Here is a 17,398-nt window from a genome sequence, read left to right as displayed (position 1 = left end):
CGCCCGATCCTTGTGCCCTGCGATCCCGGAAACGGGTTCCTTTCGAGGCGACGAAGGGCCTCAGGTGCCCGGATACGGGGGGGCCGGAAAGGGGCTTATGGTGCCTGAATGGCGGTTGCCGACAGGTGCCTTTTGCGGCAAACTGACGCAAAGCAAGAATGAGCAGAGCCATGGACGACATCCCCCGCGACCAGTTGTCGGGCGCGCTGAGACGCGGCGCCGTCAAGAAACATGTGGCCGCGATCCACGTGTCGGGCAAGCTGACATTGCTGCAGCGCAAGCTGTCGAATGTGCTGCTGCTGAACGCCTATGATACGCTGACCAGCCGCCAGAGCCACCAGATCGACGCGCGCACGCTGTCCCTGATGATCGGCTATAACAGCAATGACATGGACACGCTGAAACAATCGCTGCGCGGACTGGTCGAGACGGTGGCGGAATGGGACATGCTGGATGAGAAGGGCCAGCAGGAATGGGGGGTCTCCAGCCTGCTCAGCTATGCCAAGCTGAAGGGCGGCATCTGCGAATATGCCTATTCGCCCGCTTTGGCCGAAAAGCTGCACGATCCAAAGGTCTTTGCGCTGATCAATCTGAACATTCAGCGGCGGTTCACCTCGGGGCATGCGCTGGCGCTGTATGAGAACTGCTATCGGTTCGTGCGGACCGGATCGACGGGCTGGTGGCAGCTGGACCTGTTCCGGCGGCTGATGGGGGTCGAGGGCTCGGCCTATTACGAGGTGTTCAAGCAGCTGAACGCCAAGATCATCAAGCCCGCCGTGGCCGAGGTGAACAAGACCAGCAATATCATCCTGACGCCCGAGACGAAGAAGCAGGGCAGGGCGGTCACGCAGATCCGGTTCCTGATCCGCGAGAACCCGCAGCTGGCGATTCTGGATATGGATGACGGCGAGGGGATGCGGCACGGCCCGGTCTATACCCGCCTGCGCGCGCTTGGCGTCAGCGACCGGCTGGCGCGGCAATGGCTGTCGGCGCATGGCGAGGAACAGGTCGCGGCCCGGCTGGACTATGTCGAGACGCGCAAGAATGTCAAAAGCAAGGTCGGCTATCTCAGCGCGGCGCTGGACGGGAATTTCGGCGCCGCCGAGGGGACGGCCGAGCCGGTCGAGGCCAATCCGCGTGCCGAACGTCTGCGCCGCATCCTTGAGGTCATCAAGGCGCGCACCCCGACGCAGCGCGACGCCGACAAGCGGCTGTTCCTGAGCCAGCTGACGGACCCCACCGCGCGGGCGGATTTCGAGCGGCACGGCTGGATGTCGCCGCTGAATGCGGCGCGGATCGCGGGGTTCTGGGAAGAGATGTCTCCGGGCCTGTTCGGCGATCTGGCCACTTAGCCCGGTGGGGCGCTGACGGCGCCGGGGTGGTGCCGCCGGCACGCAGGCGCCGGCGGAGGGTCTCATGGCCGGGGGTCAGTCGGCGATGACGTCCTGGCGCTGCTGGCCCAGCCCCGCGATGCCCAGTTCGACCACATCGCCCGCCTTGAGAAACCGCTGCGGGCGCATGCCCAGACCCACACCCGGCGGCGTTCCGGTCGAGATCACGTCGCCCGGATGCAGGGTCATGAACTGGCTGAGGTAATGGATCAGGAACGGCACCTGATAGACCATCGTGCGGGTCGAGCCGTTCTGCATCTTTTCGCCGTTGACGGTCAGCCACATGGACAGGTCCTGCGGGTCTGCGACCTCATCCGGGGTGACCAGCCACGGCCCGATCTGGCCGAAATTGTCGCAGGATTTGCCCTTGGTCCACTGGCCCGAACGCTCTGTCTGAAAGGCGCGTTCGGACACGTCATTGGTGACCGCGAAACCGGCGACATGCGACATGGCGTCGGGCTCGGCCACATATTTGGCGGGTTTGCCGATGATGACGGCCAGCTCGACCTCCCAGTCGGTCTTTTGCGATCCGCGCGGGATGATGATGGGATCATGTGGGCCGCAGATGGCGCTGGTGGCCTTCATGAAGATCACCGGCTCGGGCGGGACATCCATGCCGGATTCGGCGGCGTGATCGGCATAGTTCAGGCCGATGCAGATGAATTTGCCGGTGCCCGCGACGGGGGGGCCGAGGCGGGGGTTGCCGTCCACCACCGGCAGGCTTTCGGCGTCCAGCGCCGCCAGCCGGGCCAGCGCGTCGGGATACAGGTTCGCGCCCGACAGGTCGGGGAGATGGGCGGACAGGTCGCGGATGGTGCCGTCGGTGTGCATCAGGCCGGGTTTTTCGGCGCCGGGAGGGCCAAAGCGAAGCAGTTTCATGGGGGTTCCTTCCAGATCAGAGGGACCAGCCGCCGTCGATGCAGACGGCCTGTCCCGTGGTATAGGTGGCGGTGGCCAGATAGACGGCAAGGTCGGCGATTTCCTCGGGCCTTGCAATGCGCCCCAAAGGCTGGCGGGCGACAAAGGCCGCCCGCGCCGCGTCATAATCGCCGGTGGCCGCCAGCCGTTCGTCCAGCGAGGGCGATTGCACCGTGCCCGGACAGATCGCGTTGCAGCGGATGTTCTGACCGACATAGTCGGCAGCGACCGATTTGGTCAGGCCCAGCACCGCGGCCTTGGTCGTCGAATAGGCAAAGCGGTTGGGCACGCCTTTGACCGAGGAGGCGACCGAGGACATGTTGATGATCGACCCGTGCCCGCGTTCGATCATGCCGGGCAGCACCGCGCGGATGGTGCGCACCATCGCGCGCACGTTCAGGTCAAAGGCGAAATCCAGATCGGCGTCGGGCATGTCCAGCACCGAGCCCGCATGGACCACGCCCGCGCAGTTGAACAGCACGTCCACCGGCCCCAGACTGGCGCAGAATTCCGCCACCGCCGCGCTGTCCAGCACGTCGAGGCGCGCGGTGCGGCAGCCCTCCAATCCGGTCAGACCGTCCTGATTGATGTCGGTGGCGATCACCGTGGCGCCCGCGCGGGCAAAGGCCAGCGCGCTGGCCCGGCCGATGCCTTGGGCGGCGGCGGTGATCAGGACGGTCTGTCCTGCAAGGGGGGTCGGGGTCATCGAGGGTCCTTTCATCTACATCACCGCGCCGATCTGCCAGGGCACGAATTCGACCGCGCCAAAGCCCTGCGCCTCGCTTTTGGTTTCCTCGCCCGAGGCCACGCGCAGCATCAGTTCAAAGATTTCGCGGCCCTTGGCGGGCAGGGGGGTGCCGGACAGGATGTCTCCGCAATCGACATCCATGTCCGGTTCCATGCGCCGCCACAGATCGGGGTTCGAGGCGATCTTGATGCAGGGCACGGGGCGGTAGCCCGAGACGCTGCCCCGCCCGGTGGTGAACGCGATCAGGTTCGCGCCCGAGGCCACCTGCCCGGTGACCGAACAGGGATCATAGCCGGGGCTGTCCATGAAGACGAAACCGGGCTGGTCGATGGGTTCGGCGTATTTATAGACCGCCGACAGGGGGGCCGCGCCGCCCTTGGCCACCGCGCCCAGACTTTTTTCAAGGATCGTGGTCAGCCCGCCGCGCTTGTTGCCGGGCGAGGGGTTGTTGTCCATCTCGCCGAAATTGCGGGCGGTGTAATCCTCCCACCAGGCAATCAGGTCCATCAGTTTCGCGCCCGTGGCGGGGTCGGCGCGACGGGTCAGCAGATGCTCGGCGCCATAGATCTCGGATGTTTCCGACAGGATCGAGATGCCGCCCTGCGCCACCAGCAGGTCGGATGCGAGCCCCAGCGCCGGGTTGGCGGTGATCCCCGAATAGCCGTCCGAGCCGCCGCATTGCATGCCAAGCACCAGTTTGGACGCGGGCGCCGGTTGCCGGGTGGCGCGGTTCGCCTCGGCGGCCAGTTCGCGCAGCACGGCCACGCCCTTGTCGACGGTGGCGCGGGTGCCGCCGGTCTGCTGGATGGTCATATAGCGGAACCGGGCGCTGTCTTTCAGCGCCTGACGGTCGATCAGGTCGGGGATCTGCATGACCTCGCAGCCTAGACCAACCATCAGGATGGCACCGAAATTGGGGTTGTGGCCATATCCGGCGATGGTGCGGAACAGCGTCTCGTACCCCTCGCCCTTGCCGGACATGCCGCAGCCGGTGCCGTGCACGATGGGCACGATGCCGTCCACATTGGGGTAATCGGCCAGCCAGCCCTGCCGCGCAGCCTCGTCCGCGATGAAGCGCGCGACCGATCCGGCGCAGTTCACCGAGGTCAGGATGCCGATATAGTTGCGCGTCCCGACCCGCCCCGAGGGGCGGTGAAAGCCGCGAAACGTGGCGGGCGCGTCGGGGCGGGGCAGGGGGGTGATGGCGGTGCCAAAGCGTTCGTCCTGATGATGCGCGCCCATGCCGAGGTTCTGGACATGGACATGGGCGCCCGCTGCGATGGCCTGGGTCGCCACGCCGATGATCTGGCCGTATTTCAGCACCGCCTGACCCGGCGCGATGGGCGCGATGGCGACCTTGTGGCCCGCCGGGATCGGCTCCACGGTGGTCAGGCCGCCGGTCACGCCGCCTGTCAGGGGGCTGCCTGCGGGCAGGGCCTGCAGCGCCACCATGATATTGTCGCGGTCGTGCAGGCGAAGGGCGGTCGGAGCGGTCACGCGGTCACCAGTATCTTGACGATGTCGTCGCGGTCATGGACCAGCGCGGGAAAGCGCGCGGGCAGTTGGGCCAGCGCCACCACGTCCGAGATCATCGCCCCGGTCGGAATGGCGCCGTCGCGGATCGCGGCGATCACGCGGTCGAAATCGGCGCGCAGGGCGTTGCGGCTGCCGATGATGCGGGCCTCGCGCTTGTGGAACTCGGCGTCGGAAAAGCGGATGTCGCCCTTGACCACGCTGACCAGAACGGTGGTGCCGCCATGGGCCAGCAGGGGAAAGCCTGCCTCGATGGCCTGCGCGCTGCCGGTGGCGTCGAACACCGCGTCAAACCCCTCGGCCAGATCGCCGGTCAGGATGTCGTCGCCGGGGCGGTGCAGGCGGTCAAACCCGCAGACCCGCTGCGCCAGCGCCAGCCGCTTGTCGCTGAGATCCATCAGATGGACCTGCGCGCCGGCCAGCCGCGCGAAGATCGCCGTGCCCAGACCGATCGGCCCCGCGCCGGTGACCAGCACCCGGTCTTCGGCGCCGATGCCTGACCGGGCCACCGCATGGGCACCGATGGCCAGAAATTCGACCATGGCGGCCTGCTGGGGCGTCAGGCCCTCTGCAGGATACAGATTGCCCGCAGGAACGGCGATGCGGGCGCACATGCCGCCGTCGCGATGCACGCCCAGCACCTGGATCCGCGCACAGCAATTGGGCTTGCCCCGCAGGCAGGCGCGGCAGGTGCCGCAAGAGAGATAGGGATTGACCACGACCAGTTGGCCCGCGTCGGGACCGTGGGCGATATGGCCCGACAGCTCGTGGCCGATGACGCGGGGGTAATCCAGATAGGGGTGCTTGCCCTGAAAGATGTGATAATCGGTGCCGCAGATGCCGATGGCCGCGATGTCGACCAGCACCCAGCCTTCGGGCGCGACCTCGGGCCGGGGGCGGGGTTGCACCTCGAACCGGCCCGGCGTCACGCAGATGCCGCAATTCATCATGTCGCGGGCTCCGTATTGCGGGCGTGCCAGTCGTCGGGCAGGGCGCCCTTGACGATCAGGCTGAGCACGTCGTCCTTGCTGATCTCGGCGATGGGATGTTCGCCCACGACGCGGCCCTTGTTCATCACGATCACCCGGTCGCACAGCTCGAACACGTCATGCAGGTCGTGGCTGACCAGAAAGATGCCGATCCCGTCCGCCTGCAGCTTGCGGATCAGATCGGCGACCATCGCGGTTTCCGAGGGGCCAAGTGCTGCGGTGGGTTCGTCCATGATCAGCACGCGCGTGTCAAAATAGATCGCCCGCGCGATGGCGATGACCTGCCGCTGGCCCCCCGACAGGCTGGAGACCGGGTCGCGCAGGTTCCTGAAATTGGGGTTCAGCCGCGCCAGCACCTCGCGCGCGGCGCGCAGCATGGCGGCGTCGTCCAGATTGCCGAAGCGGGTCGTCAGTTCGCGGCCCAGAAACAGGTTGGCGGGCGCGTCCAGATGGTCGGCCAAGGCCAGCGTCTGATAGATCGTTTCGATCCCCACAGCGCGGGCGTCGTTGGGTTCGGCGAATGTCACCGCCTGACCGTTCACGCGGATCTCGCCCTGGCTGGGGGTCATGGCGCCCGACAGGATGCGCATCAGGCAGGATTTGCCCGCGCCGTTATGGCCCAGCAGCCCCACGACCTCGCCCGGATACAGACTGACCGAAACATGGTCGACGGCGCGCACGCCCCCGAAGTGCTTTTCGATGTCGATCATTTCGACCAGCGGCTGTGCCATCCCGGCCTCCTTTCGCGGTGGAGGGCGGGGGCCGCGCGGGCCCCCGCCCGTGGATCAGTAGAGGACGTTCTGCGCCTCGTCCGAGTCGATGTTGGACTGGTCGACCATCACCACGCCGGTGTTGATGAAGTCCTCGACCGTCTCGCCCGCCAGCACCGCCATGACCGTCTGCACGCCCATCTCGCCCATCGCGAACGACCCCTGCACGGCGGTCGCGGTCAGCACGCCCTCGCGCACGAACTGTTGCAGATCTTCGTTGCCGTCGAACCCGAGCGCCACCAGATCACCGGCCTTGCCCGCCTGCATGATCGCCCGGCCCATGCCCACGGCGGTCGGTTCATTGGCGCCGAAGATCCCCACCAGATCGGGGTTCGAGGCCAGCATGTCGGTCGTCTGGTTCAGCGCATTGGCCATCTGGCTTTGCGAATACAGCGGGCCGACGATCTCCAGTTCGGAATTCGCGGTCAGATAATCGGTGAAACAGCCCACGCGGCCGATTTCCGACCCCACGCCCGCGACATAGGACATGATGCCGACCTTGCCGGTGGTGCCGGCCTCGTCGATCATGCGCCGCGCCACCTGCTCGCCCGCCGCACAGTTGTCGGTGGACAGGAAGGCCTGAAAGCTGCCCTCGGCGCCGTCGCCCAGGGTGCTGTCGATGATGACGACCGGAATGCCGGATTCGTAGGCGCGGCGCACGACCGGGATCAGCGCCTCGGGGTCGGACGGCGCCAGCACCAGCCCGGCCACGCCGCGGTTGATGGCGTTCTCGACCAGATTGACCTGATCGGCGACCGCGCTTTCCGAGGCCGGGCCGTCAAAGCTGAGCGTGTGTTCGGACTGCCCCCCGATCGCGGCCTGTGCGCCCAGATTGACGTTCTGCCAGAAGTTCGAGTTGGTCGTCTTGACGATGACGGCGATCTCGCCCGCCTGCGCCGCGCCTGCACTCAGCGCAAGGACGGCCAGTCCTGTGGTGATCTTGTTCATGGTTTCCTCCTCCGTTGATAGTCTGGGTCAGCGCCGGTTGCGGACCTGGTCGATCCAGACGGCGCCGATGACGACAAGGCCGATGACGATCTGCTGGATAAAGGCCGACACGCCCGACATGTTCAGCCCGTTGCGCAGGATGCCGATGATGAAGGCGCCGATCATCGTGCCCGCGATGGTGCCCACGCCGCCCGACAGGGACGCGCCGCCGATCACCGCCGCCGCGATGGCGTCCAGCTCATACATCACGCCCTCGCTGGGTTGGGCGGTGACAAGGCGCGACATCAGCACGTTTCCCGCCAGCCCGGCCAGCGCGCCGGACATGGTGTAGGCGTACATCTTGGTCCAGTCGACCTTGACGCCGGAGAGGCGCGCGGCCTCTTCGTTCGATCCGGTGGCATAGATGTGGCGCCCGATCCGGCGGCGGCGCAGCAGATAGGTGGCGGCGATCGCCACAATCAGCAGCAGGATCGCCGGATAGGGGATGCCGGGAAAGACCACGCGGGGAAAGCCGTTGGGCTGCATTTCGACCACCCGGAACAGCGCGCCGTTGCCAAGCCGCCCGAACCCCTCGCCCAGTTGCGAGATGGGGGCGGCGCCGGTCAGCTGCAGCGCCACGCCGCGCGCGATCAGCATCATCCCCAGCGTGGCGACAAAGGGCGGGATGCGCATCCGGGTGATGACAAAGCCGTTGAACGCGCCGCAGGCCGCGCCCGCCATGACGCCCAGGCACATCGCGGGCACCACCGGCACCCCCGCCTTGACCGCCATCGCCGAGACCACGCCCGACAGCGCCAGCACCGAGCCGACCGACAGGTCGATCCCGCCGGTGATGATGACCATCGTCAGCCCGATGCCCAGCAGCCCGATGACCGAGGTCTGCAGCAGCACGGTCAGCCCGTTATTGACCGACAGGAACGACGGGCTGGCCATCGCAAAGCCCGCGATCAGCAGGATCAGCGTCAGCAGGGCTGACACCCGGTGCAGCTGGTCGCGGGCGATCATCAGGCGGCGTTCGCCCTGCCCCTCCCAGGGCTTGCTTGCATCCGACATCGTTCCTCCCCGACCGATCGTATGATGTAGGGCCAGCATGTGCAGCCGGGCTTGCATCTGTCAACGGTTTTTAATAATTTAGGACAAATACAGAGCGAAGGGGCCGGTATGGCACGCAACGACAATCGTTACCGCGAGGCCTATAACCGGCTGCTGGATTACTGTGCGACCCTGCCCGCGGGCGCGCAGGTCCCCTCGGAGGCGGGCCTGAGCGAGGTGGCGGGCGTCAGCCGCACCGTCGTGCGCCGCTGCCTGACGCGCATGGCCGATTTGGGGGTCATCGCGTGGGCCGGGCGCGACAAGCATCTGCTGCGCGCCCCCGGACCGGGCGACCGCATCGCGCATGAAGACATGGCCGACGGGCGCGAGCATCTGGAGCAGCGCTTTCTGGACTGGGTGCTGCGCTTTGACGTGCCTGCCGACACGCCGCTGTCAGTGGCGGAACTGTCGCGCAATTTCGGTGTGGCGCAGCACGATCTGAAAGAGTTTCTGGCCGGTCTCAGCCGCTTTGGTCTGGTCGCGCGGCGTCCCAGGGGGGGCTGGATGCTGCGCGGCTTTACCAAGGATTTCGCGATCGAACTGTCCGATTTCCGGCTGGTGCTGGAACTGGACGCCATCGCCAAGGTCGCCGAGGCGCCGGTCGATCATCCGGTCTGGCCCGAACTGGCCCGGCTGCGCGCCGCGCATCTGGCGCTGGCCCAGCAGATCGACACGCATTTCCACGAATTCTCGAAGCTGGACGAGGCGTTTCACGCGGCGATCAACTCGGTCGTCCGGAACCGCTTTGTGGCCGAGTTTCAAAAGGTCATCTCGCTGATCTTCCACTATCATTACATGTGGGACAAGGCCGAGGAAAAGCAGCGCAACAGCGCCGCCATTCAGGAGCATCTGGCCATTATCGACGCGCTGGAGGCGCGCGACACCCCCCGCGCCGAGGCGGCGGCGCGGCGCCATCTGCGGACCTCGAAATCGACGCTGCTGTCGTCGCTGCGCCACCACGATCTGGGCTAGGGGCGCATCGCCGCCAGGTTTCGCTGCAACGTGGCGGGGTTGGCCGTGCCCAGCAGCACCGAGGTGGTTGCCGGATGTTCCTGGGCAAAACGCAGCGCGGCAGTGGCCAGCGGCACGCCCTGTGCCAGCGCCTCGGCCTGCAGGGCCGCCACGCGGTCCAGCACATCCTGCGGGGCAGGGCCGTAATCATAGGTCGCGCCGGGCACGGGTCCGGTGGCCAGAATGCCCGAATTGAAGATACCGCCCAGAATCAGGCTGGTCCCTGCGGCATGGCATCGGGGCACAAGCACGGCTTCGGCCGAACGGTCCAGCAGGGTCAGCCGCCCGGCCAGCAGGATCACGTCCAGCGGCCCGTGATCCATCACGTCCAGACAGATCTGGCATTCGTTCACGCCCAGCCCGAAGGCGCCGATGCGGCCCGCCTGCTTCAGTCGCACCAGCCGGTCATAGCCCGAGCCCAGAAAGACCTGCAGATGCGCCGCATTGGCCGCGCCATGGGTGTAGCGTCCCAGATCGTGGACATAGACGATGTCGATATGCCCGACGCCAAGGCGGCTCAGGCTCTGGTCCAGACTTTCCTCGATCCCGTCGCCGGAATAGTCATAGCGCACGTCGTTCTGGGCCGGGTTGATATAGCCGTCTGCCTCGGTGATGGGTGCTGCGGCGGGGGACAGGACACGCCCGACCTTGGTGGACAGGACATGACCCTGCCGCCCGGCCAGAAAGCGCCCCAGCCGCTGTTCCGACAGCCCGCGCCCGTAATGCGGCGCCGTGTCGAAATAGCGGATGCCCGCCCGCCATGCCGTGTCCAGCACCTGCTGTGCCGTCTCGTCGGTGATCTGACGATAGAGGTTGCCGATGCTGGCGCAGCCGAACGAAACTGCGGTCACGGTGACGCCGGTGCGGCCGATCCTGTTGGTTTTCATGTCATCCCCTTGCCGGTTGCGGCCTGTCTGCGGGCGCTGTTGACAGATGCCCGTCTTCGCTATTACGGTTTATTATTATTTCATACACTGACGACGGCAAGGACGAATCCGTGATCATTGACGCCCATCAGCATTTCTGGCGCATCGCGCGCGGCGATTATGGCTGGATGGATGACAGCACCGCCGCGATCCGCCGCGATTTCCTGCCGCGGGATCTGCTGTCGCTGGCGCGCGCGGGCGGGGTCAGCGGCACCGTGCTGGTGCAGGCCGCCCCGACGCTGGCCGAGACGCTGTTTCTGCTGGAGCTGGCCGACCGGACGCCGCTGGTGCGCGGTGTCGTCGGCTGGATCGACCTGACCGGGGATGTGGGCGCGCAGCTGGCGCGGATCGCGCATCCGGCGCTGCGCGGCATCCGGCCCATGCTGCAGGACATTCCCGACAGCGGCTGGGTGCTGGATGACCGCGTGGTTGCGGGGCTGCGCAGGGTGGCGGATGCCGGGCTGCGCATGGATGCGCTGATCACGCCGCGCCACCTTCCGGCCATCACCGCGCTGGCGGACCGGCTGCCGGACCTGCCGCTGGTCATCGACCATTGCGCCAAGCCGGTGTTCAGGCAGCTTGATGCCGGATGGCGGGCCGGAATGACCGCGCTTGCCGCGCGGCCGCAGGTCTTTTGCAAGCTGTCCGGTCTGGCGACAGAGTTCGGTCCGGGCTGGTCTGCCGACGGCCTGCGTCCGGTGTTCGGGCATGTGCTGGCGGCTTTCGGGCCCGGGCGGCTGATGTGGGGCAGCGACTGGCCCGTGCTGCGGCTTGCGGGCGATTATGCCGGTTGGCTGGCGGTCGCCCGCGCGTTGACGGCATCACTGTCGCCCGAGGACCGCGCCCTGATCTTTGGCGGCACGGCCACGCAGTTTTATGGCCTGACCCCCTCGGAGAGCGGGCCGGTGTGAAAGGAACGACGATGCAGCGAATGGCCCATGTGATCGGACTGCGCCCCGAACACGCAGACGCGTATATCCGGCTGCACGCCGCCGTCTGGCCCGAGGTGCTGGACCGGCTGCGCGCGTCGAACATCACCAACTATTCCATCTTTCTGCGCCAGCCCGAGAACCTGATGTTCAGTTACTGGGAGTATGTCGGGCGCGACTTTGCCGCCGACAGCGCCGCCATCGCGGCAGATCCGGTGACACGGGACTGGTGGGCGCTGTGCGGTCCGATGCAGGCGCCGCTGCCAAGCCGCGCCGAAGGCGAGTGGTGGGCGCCCATGGCCGAGGTCTTCCATCTGGGCGCCAGCGACGGGACCTGAGCCGCCATCAGGATGGCCAGGGGGCGCCGGTGCGCGGGCTGACCGGAACCTGACAGAGGTTGTGCACCAGCGGGCAGGATCAGGCAGGCCACAGCACATCGCTGATGGAGGGTCTGCGCGGCAACCGCGTGGCGATGATCTTTCAGGACCCGATGACCGGCCTGAACCCGGTCCTTTCGCCAGGGGCCGCGCCCGCAGGATCGGCTGATCGCCGCTGGAATTGTACGCCCTTGTGACTGCCGAGGGCGAGGTGATCTGGACAATCGCGCAGCCGATCGTCATGACCCCTACGACCGACTACAAATCCCACCTCTGGCCCGATGGTTGCCGGCAGGGTCTCATCCGCTGTCCGGGCGGGTGACGCACGTGCCGCTCATCACGCGGGTGTCCCGCATCCGTGCCCACGCCCCAGCGCGTGGGCGCGTTCAGTTCTGCATCGGAGAAAGTGCCGTGCCCCGGAAACCTCACGGCTTTGCCGTCGTCGCGCGTTCCAAATGGCTGCGTCGCCGGATGTTTGCCCGCGGCAGCCAGATCGGCTTTCTCGCGCTGGCCATTCTGGTCGGCGGGATGGCGGGGGGCGTGGTCAGCCTGATCAGCGCCGCCGCACATCTGCTGCACAGCCTGCTGTTTGGTGTGTCCTACGGGGCCGGGCTGAGTGGCGCGCGGCTGGCGGCGCATTGGCATCTGGTCGCGATCCCGGTGGCGGGCGGGCTGCTGACGACGCTGTTTCTGCGCCTGCGCCGCCGCACGGGCAGCATCGTCGATCCCATTGAGGCCAACGCACTATATGGCGGGCGGATGTCGCTGACCGACAGCATGTGGGTCAGCGCGCAGAACCTGGCCTCCAACGGGTTCGGCCTCTCGGCGGGGCTGGAGGCGGCCTATACGCAGCTGTCGTCAGGGCTGGCATCCAAGCTGGGTCTGCAGCTGAAACTGCGGCGCGAGGATATGCGCGTGCTGGTCGGCTGCGCGGCCGCAGGCGCCATCGCCGCCGCGTTCGGCGCGCCCCTGACGGGCGCGTTCTATGCGTTCGAGCTGATCATCGGGACCTACAGCACCGTGTCGCTGGCGCCGGTGATCGCGGCGGCGATTACCGCCATGCTGGTGTCGCGCGCCCTCTGGGGCGACCCGTTCACGATCGAGGTGGGCCAGATCGGTCTGATCACAGCCGTCGATTTCATGCCTGCGCTGCTTTTGGGCGGGGTCTGCGCGGTCCTTGGCATTCTGGTGATGATCTGCGTCGTGCGGATCGAGCGTCTTGCGACGGCCAGCCGCATCCCGGCCTGGCTGCGCCCGGCGGTCGGCGGCGCGCTGGTCGGGTGCATCGCGCTGATCACGCCGCAGGTTCTGTCGGCTGGGCACGGGGCCATGCACTTTAATCTGGAGCATGACGTGGCGTGGACGGCCCTTCTGGCGCTGTTCTTCCTCAAGGCGGCCAGTTCGGCGCTGACCATCGGCTGGGGGTTCCGGGGCGGGCTGTTCTTTGCCTCGCTGCTGCTGGGGGCACTGATCGGCAAGGCTTTTGCGGTGCCCATGGAGTGGCTGCTGCCGGGAATGCTGTCGTCCTCGGCGCTGGCTGTGATCGGGATGAGCGCCTTTGGCGTGGCCGTGATCGGCGGCCCGCTGGCGATGACCTTTCTGGCGCTGGAGGTGACGGGTGAATTTCCCATCGCGGCGCTGGTGCTGGCCGCGTCGATCACCTCGTCGCTGGTCGTACGCCAGACCTTTGGCTATTCGTTCAGCACATGGCGCTTTCATCTGCGCGGCGAATCCATCCGCAGCGCGCATGATGTGGGCTGGATCAGGAACCTGACCGTCGACCGGCTGATGCGGCGCGACGTGGTGACGGCGCGGTCGGACATGACCCCGGACGAGTTTCGTCAGGCGTTTCCGCTTGGCTCCACGCAGCGGGTGATCGTTGCGGATCAGGACAACAGCTATGCCGCGATGGTTCTGGTGGCCGAGATCCATGCCGATGCCGATGCAGCCGGGCCGCGCCGCGAGCTGAGCGATTTCTTTCGCCAGCAGACCGATATCCTGCTGCCGGCCATGAACGCCCGTCAGGCCACCGCCCTGTTCGAGAGCAGCCAGACCGAGGCGCTGGCCGTCGTCAGCGACCGGGTCGAGCGTCGCGTTCTGGGGCTTCTGACCGAGGCCCACACCCTGCGGCGCTATAGCGAGGAACTGGACAAACAGCGCCGTGACATGACCGGGGCTGCCGAGTGATGTGTCTCCAGACAAGATCGTGACCGCGTCTTTGGCGCCCGGTCTTTACAGCCGAAGCCGGCTGTGGACTTCTTCCCGAGAGGCTACTGTTGACAAGTATGGTAGTATACCCAAGCTGAGTGAACGGTAATCCGCGTGGAGGCGGTTCCCGGACGGACGGAGGAAAAATGACCAGCAGGGTTCCCTATCAGCAGCTTGAGGACACAATCGCGCAGGCCTTTGTGAATGCAGGCATGAGCGCGCAGAAGGCCCGGATCAGCGCCCGCTTTCACGCCGAGGCCAGCACCGATGGCGTCTATTCGCACGGGCTGAACCGCGTGCCGCGATTCGTCGAATATCTGACCAAGGGGCTGGTGGATGCGGATGCAGAGCCGGTCATGGTGCGCCAGCTTGGCCCGATCGAGGTGCTGGACGGCCAGCGCGGGCCGGGCATCCTGAACGCGCTGCAGGCCACCGACCGGGCGATGGAGCTGGCCGCCGGGCATGGCGTCGGCATCGTGGCGCTGCGCAACACCACGCACTGGATGCGCGGCGGCGCCTTTGGCTGGCACGCGGCGGATCGCGGCAAGATCCTGATCGCCTGGACCAACACCGAATCCTGCATGCCCGCCTGGGGCGCCAGCGACACGCGTCTGGGCAACAACCCGCTGGTCATGGCGGTGCCGCGTGCTGACGGGCATGTGGTGCTGGACATGGCGATGTCGCAATATTCCTATGGCAAGCTGCAGACCACGCGGCTGAAAGGGGCGCAACTGCCCTATCCCGGCGGGTTTGACAGCGAGGGCAACCTGACCTCGGACCCCGGCGCGATCGAGGCGTCGCGGCGCATCCTGCCCACCGGGTTCTGGAAAGGCTCGGGGCTGACGATCCTGCTGGACGTGCTGGCCGCCGCCCTGTCCGAGGGCCGGGCCACGCATCAGATCGACGCGCTGGATCAGGGCAGCTGCACCGGCTGTTCGCAGATCTTCATCGCCTTCGATCCCGACCGGCTGGGCTCGGCGGCGCATGTGCAGGAGATTGTCGATGGCATGGCCGGTTATGTGAACGGCTCGACCCCGGCCGAGGCCGGGGGCCGCGTCACCTATCCGGGCCAGAACACGGCGCGCACGCGGCGCGATCACCGTGAAAACGGCGTCATCGTCGATGACGGCATCTGGCAAGAGGTGCAGGCGCTGGCCCGGACCTGACCCTGCCTGCCCGGACCGCAAGGCATGGGCAGGTTCATGATCGCCAAGGGAGGAGGCACCCCGTGACGGATCAGGCCCCGGCCTGATGGCGCGTCTGGCAGAGCAGGCGCTGAAACTTCTCATGGTGCTGTGCATCCTGACCATGAGCGTGCTGGTCCTAACCAATGTCGTGCTGCGCTATGGCTTCAACTCCAGCCTGATCGCGACCGAAGAGATTGCGCGCTATGCCTTTGTCTGGCTGACCTTTCTGGGCGGCATTCTGGCCTTCGCGCGCAACCACCATGTCCGCATGGACCTGTTCGTGAACATGCTGCCCGGGCGCCCGCGGATGGCGGTGTTTCTGGCGGGCGACATCATCATTCTGGTCTGCTGCTATCTGATCGTGCGCGGCTGCTATGAGCTGGCCTCGCTGAACATGATCAACCGCCTGCCGGGCACCGGCATGTCGGTCGCCTGGCTCTATGCCGCAGGCATCCCCTTTGGCATCGCGGTGGCGGGGCTGGTGCTGCGCCAGATGCTGCGGCGCCTGACCGGCAAGGATGAGGGGCAGGGCGCATGAGCATTGCAATCTTTCTGGCGGGGCTGTTTCTGGCCATCGTCATGGGCATTCCCATCGCGCTGACCCTGCTGGTCGCCGCCGTCGGGCTGATGATGCATCTGGATCTGTTCGATCCGCAGATCATGGCGCAGAACCTGATGAACGGGGCCGACAGCTATACGCTGCTGGCGATCCCGTTCATCATCTTTGGCGCGACGACCGGCGTGTCGATCTCGCAGCTGTTTCTGGCGGGGATCGCGCCGGGGGTGATGATGGGCGTGGCGCTGGCGATGGTGTGGTGGTGGCAGTGCCAGACGCTGGACCTGACGCCGATGCCCAAGGCCACCCGGCGCGAGGTTCTGGTCTCGGTCCGCTCGGGCCTCTGGGCGCTGATGCTGCCCGTGATCATCATCGGCGGCTTCCGCTCGGGGATCTTCACGCCGACCGAGGCGGGGGTGGTCGCGGCCGCCTACGCCATCTTTATCGGCACGGTGGTCTATCGCGAGCTGTCGTTCAAGCAGCTGTATGACGTGTTCTATAACGCCGCCGAAACGACAGCCATCGTGATGCTGCTGGTGGCGGCCGCCGCCGTGTCGGCCTGGCTGATCACGATTACCGATTTCCCCGCCCAGATCGTGAGCCTGCTGGAGCCGCTGATCGGCAATCCGATCCTGCTGATGGCAATGATCATGCTGGTGGTGATGGCTGTCGGCATGGTCATGGACCTGACGCCGACGGTGCTGATCCTGGATCCGGTGCTGATGCCGGTGGTGATCGCCGCCGACATCAACCCGGTCTATTTCGGGGTGATGTTCATCCTCAACTGCTCGATCGGGCTGATCACGCCTCCGGTGGGCAATGTGCTGAACGTCATCGCCGGGGTGTCGCGGCTGCCCTTTGACCGCTGCGCGGTGGGGGTGCTGCCCTATCTGGCCGCCATGCTGGCTTTGCTGGCGCTGTTTGTTGTCTTTCCGGGTCTGATCATCACGCCGCTTGAATGGCTGTTCTAGGGTCTGTTGAGATTCAGCGCGAGTTGATGAGGGCGGCGACGGCATAGATCATGGCCTTGAACGAGGTGTCTGTCTTGTCTGCTCGCATGGGGATGCGCTTGAACTCTTTGAGTTTCATGAAGAAGTTTTCGATCAGGTGGCGGCACTTGTAGATTTCCGGGTCGATGGGGAGGGGCACGAGGCGTTGTGGCCGCTGCGAGATGCAGATGATCGCACCGCGCGCGTTCATGTCGGCGATGATCCAGTTGCTGTCGAATGCCTTGTCGGCCAGCATCGCATCAAAGCTGATGCCCTCGATCAGCGGGGCCACGCCGACCGTGTCGAAGCGATGTCCGGGCAGCAGCGTGAAGCGGACGAGATTGCCAAGCGCATCCGTCAGCGCAAGAATCTTGGTCGTCCAACCGCCCTTCGACTTGCCTATCGCCTGACTTTGAGTCCCCCTTTTGCGCCCTGTCCGTGGCGGTGAACTTTGACGATGGTGCCGTCGATCATGGCCATCTCCATGTCCGGCTCGTCAGACAAGGCATTGAAAAGGCGCTCGAAGACACCCGCGATGCCCCAGTCCCGGAAGCGGCGGTAGACCGAGTTCCACTTGCCGAACTCGGCCGGAAGGTCGCGCCACTGCGCCCCGGTCCGTGCAATCCAGAAAACACCCTCCAGAAACAGCCGGGCGTCCCCACCCGTCCGGCCAGGATCGGACTTCTTGCCAAGACAATGCGGCTCGATCTTCGCCCACTGGCGATCCGTGATGATGTAGCGGTCAACCGGCATCCAAACCTCCTATTTGGGAAGTTTGAATCAGAAATCAGAACACTTGGGAATCCTGATACTCAACAAGCCCTAG

16 protein-coding genes and 1 pseudogene are annotated in these 17,398 nt (G+C 66.2%); 8 read left to right on the top strand and 9 right to left on the bottom strand.

Annotated elements, in window-relative coordinates:
- Positions 1-170: 170 nt before the first annotated feature.
- Positions 171-1,352: a replication initiation protein gene (locus ACK41U_RS00915; RefSeq protein WP_409674544.1), complete on the top strand. Its 1,182-nt coding sequence runs from the start codon at positions 171-173 to the stop codon at positions 1,350-1,352.
- A 75-nt stretch (positions 1,353-1,427) separates the two neighbouring features.
- Here the strand turns inward: ACK41U_RS00915 and ACK41U_RS00910 are convergent, their stop codons facing one another.
- Genes ACK41U_RS00910 through ACK41U_RS00880 form a run of 7 tightly spaced genes read right to left on the bottom strand, consistent with a single transcriptional unit; the run spans position 1,428 to position 8,350 of the window.
- Positions 1,428-2,270 carry a fumarylacetoacetate hydrolase family protein gene (locus ACK41U_RS00910; RefSeq protein WP_409674542.1) on the bottom strand — a complete coding sequence of 281 codons (843 nt, stop codon included), beginning with the start codon at positions 2,268-2,270 and terminating at the stop codon, positions 1,428-1,430.
- Between the two features lie 16 nt (positions 2,271-2,286).
- On the bottom strand, positions 2,287-3,015 hold the full coding sequence (locus tag ACK41U_RS00905) for an SDR family oxidoreductase (protein ID WP_409674540.1): 729 nt from the start codon (positions 3,013-3,015) through the stop codon (positions 2,287-2,289).
- Positions 3,016-3,030: 15 nt separating this feature from the next.
- Complete coding sequence (locus ACK41U_RS00900) at positions 3,031-4,509, bottom strand: UxaA family hydrolase (protein WP_409674858.1); 1,479 nt, start codon at positions 4,507-4,509, stop codon at positions 3,031-3,033.
- Positions 4,510-4,550: 41 nt separating this feature from the next.
- The gene (locus ACK41U_RS00895; RefSeq protein WP_409674538.1) at positions 4,551-5,540 is read right to left on the bottom strand and encodes a zinc-binding alcohol dehydrogenase family protein; all 990 of its coding nucleotides are present in this window, start codon (positions 5,538-5,540) and stop codon (positions 4,551-4,553) included.
- Complete coding sequence (locus ACK41U_RS00890) at positions 5,537-6,310, bottom strand: ATP-binding cassette domain-containing protein (RefSeq protein WP_409674536.1); 774 nt, start codon at positions 6,308-6,310, stop codon at positions 5,537-5,539. Before ACK41U_RS00890 ends, ACK41U_RS00895 begins: the two co-directional genes overlap by 4 nt.
- Before the next feature lie 54 nt (positions 6,311-6,364).
- Positions 6,365-7,297 (bottom strand): ABC transporter substrate-binding protein, encoded by a 933-nt coding sequence (locus tag ACK41U_RS00885; protein ID WP_409674534.1) that lies wholly within the window; start codon positions 7,295-7,297, stop codon positions 6,365-6,367.
- Between the two features lie 27 nt (positions 7,298-7,324).
- On the bottom strand, positions 7,325-8,350 hold the full coding sequence (locus tag ACK41U_RS00880) for an ABC transporter permease (RefSeq protein WP_409674532.1): 1,026 nt from the start codon (positions 8,348-8,350) through the stop codon (positions 7,325-7,327).
- A gap of 108 nt (positions 8,351-8,458) precedes the next feature.
- On the opposite strand from ACK41U_RS00880, the gene ACK41U_RS00875 reads away from it, so the two are divergent.
- Positions 8,459-9,361 carry an FCD domain-containing protein gene (locus ACK41U_RS00875; RefSeq protein ID WP_409674530.1) on the top strand — a complete coding sequence of 301 codons (903 nt, stop codon included), beginning with the start codon at positions 8,459-8,461 and terminating at the stop codon, positions 9,359-9,361.
- Here the strand turns inward: ACK41U_RS00875 and ACK41U_RS00870 are convergent.
- Entirely contained in the window at positions 9,358-10,287 is a 930-nt protein-coding gene (locus ACK41U_RS00870; RefSeq protein WP_409674528.1) for an aldo/keto reductase, read from the bottom strand. The two genes, ACK41U_RS00875 and ACK41U_RS00870, sit on opposite strands and share 4 nt — an antisense overlap.
- Before the next feature lie 110 nt (positions 10,288-10,397).
- On the opposite strand from ACK41U_RS00870, the gene ACK41U_RS00865 reads away from it, so the two are divergent.
- The 6 genes from ACK41U_RS00865 to ACK41U_RS00840 all read left to right on the top strand — a co-directional run bounded on the left by ACK41U_RS00865 (position 10,398) and on the right by ACK41U_RS00840 (position 16,554).
- Positions 10,398-11,237: an amidohydrolase family protein gene (locus ACK41U_RS00865; RefSeq protein ID WP_409674526.1), complete on the top strand. Its 840-nt coding sequence runs from the start codon at positions 10,398-10,400 to the stop codon at positions 11,235-11,237.
- An 11-nt stretch (positions 11,238-11,248) separates the two neighbouring features.
- On the top strand, positions 11,249-11,593 hold the full coding sequence (locus ACK41U_RS00860) for an L-rhamnose mutarotase (RefSeq protein WP_409674524.1): 345 nt from the start codon (positions 11,249-11,251) through the stop codon (positions 11,591-11,593).
- 450 nt (positions 11,594-12,043) lie between these two features.
- Positions 12,044-13,819: a chloride channel protein gene (locus ACK41U_RS00855; RefSeq protein WP_409674522.1), complete on the top strand. Its 1,776-nt coding sequence runs from the start codon at positions 12,044-12,046 to the stop codon at positions 13,817-13,819.
- Positions 13,820-13,986: 167 nt separating this feature from the next.
- Entirely contained in the window at positions 13,987-15,006 is a 1,020-nt protein-coding gene (gene yiaK / locus ACK41U_RS00850; protein WP_409674520.1) for a 3-dehydro-L-gulonate 2-dehydrogenase, read from the top strand.
- 85 nt (positions 15,007-15,091) lie between these two features.
- Complete coding sequence (locus ACK41U_RS00845) at positions 15,092-15,565, top strand: TRAP transporter small permease (RefSeq protein ID WP_409674518.1); 474 nt, start codon at positions 15,092-15,094, stop codon at positions 15,563-15,565.
- The gene (locus ACK41U_RS00840; protein WP_409674516.1) at positions 15,562-16,554 is read left to right on the top strand and encodes a TRAP transporter large permease subunit; all 993 of its coding nucleotides are present in this window, start codon (positions 15,562-15,564) and stop codon (positions 16,552-16,554) included. Before ACK41U_RS00845 ends, ACK41U_RS00840 begins: the two co-directional genes overlap by 4 nt.
- A 13-nt stretch (positions 16,555-16,567) precedes the next feature.
- Here ACK41U_RS00840 and ACK41U_RS00835 read toward each other — a convergent pair.
- Positions 16,568-17,325 (bottom strand): annotated as a pseudogene (locus ACK41U_RS00835) (IS5 family transposase).
- Positions 17,326-17,398: the final 73 nt, after the last annotated feature.

Origin of the sequence: Paracoccus sp. (in: a-proteobacteria) (assembly GCF_046289755.1) — a bacterium.
Classification (GTDB): Bacteria; Pseudomonadota; Alphaproteobacteria; order Rhodobacterales; family Rhodobacteraceae; genus Paracoccus.
Note: the sequence above shows the minus strand (reverse complement) of the source record. Positions and strands in the feature narration are given on the sequence as shown.

Bases quoted from the DNA above. Each gene is read 5' to 3' on its own strand.
- ACK41U_RS00915 (WP_409674544.1), top strand. From the start codon at position 171: ATGGACGACATCCCCCGCGACCAGTTGTCGGGCGCGCTGAGACGCGGC.
- ACK41U_RS00910 (WP_409674542.1), bottom strand. From the start codon at position 2,270: ATGAAACTGCTTCGCTTTGGCCCTCCCGGCGCCGAAAAACCCGGCCTG.
- ACK41U_RS00905 (WP_409674540.1), bottom strand. From the start codon at position 3,015: ATGACCCCGACCCCCCTTGCAGGACAGACCGTCCTGATCACCGCCGCC.
- ACK41U_RS00900 (WP_409674858.1), bottom strand. From the start codon at position 4,509: ATGGTGGCGCTGCAGGCCCTGCCCGCAGGCAGCCCCCTGACAGGCGGC.
- ACK41U_RS00895 (WP_409674538.1), bottom strand. From the start codon at position 5,540: ATGATGAATTGCGGCATCTGCGTGACGCCGGGCCGGTTCGAGGTGCAA.
- ACK41U_RS00890 (WP_409674536.1), bottom strand. From the start codon at position 6,310: ATGGCACAGCCGCTGGTCGAAATGATCGACATCGAAAAGCACTTCGGG.
- ACK41U_RS00885 (WP_409674534.1), bottom strand. From the start codon at position 7,297: ATGAACAAGATCACCACAGGACTGGCCGTCCTTGCGCTGAGTGCAGGC.
- ACK41U_RS00880 (WP_409674532.1), bottom strand. From the start codon at position 8,350: ATGTCGGATGCAAGCAAGCCCTGGGAGGGGCAGGGCGAACGCCGCCTG.
- ACK41U_RS00875 (WP_409674530.1), top strand. From the start codon at position 8,459: ATGGCACGCAACGACAATCGTTACCGCGAGGCCTATAACCGGCTGCTG.
- ACK41U_RS00870 (WP_409674528.1), bottom strand. From the start codon at position 10,287: ATGAAAACCAACAGGATCGGCCGCACCGGCGTCACCGTGACCGCAGTT.
- ACK41U_RS00860 (WP_409674524.1), top strand. From the start codon at position 11,249: ATGCAGCGAATGGCCCATGTGATCGGACTGCGCCCCGAACACGCAGAC.
- yiaK (WP_409674520.1), top strand. From the start codon at position 13,987: ATGACCAGCAGGGTTCCCTATCAGCAGCTTGAGGACACAATCGCGCAG.
- ACK41U_RS00845 (WP_409674518.1), top strand. From the start codon at position 15,092: ATGGCGCGTCTGGCAGAGCAGGCGCTGAAACTTCTCATGGTGCTGTGC.
- ACK41U_RS00840 (WP_409674516.1), top strand. From the start codon at position 15,562: ATGAGCATTGCAATCTTTCTGGCGGGGCTGTTTCTGGCCATCGTCATG.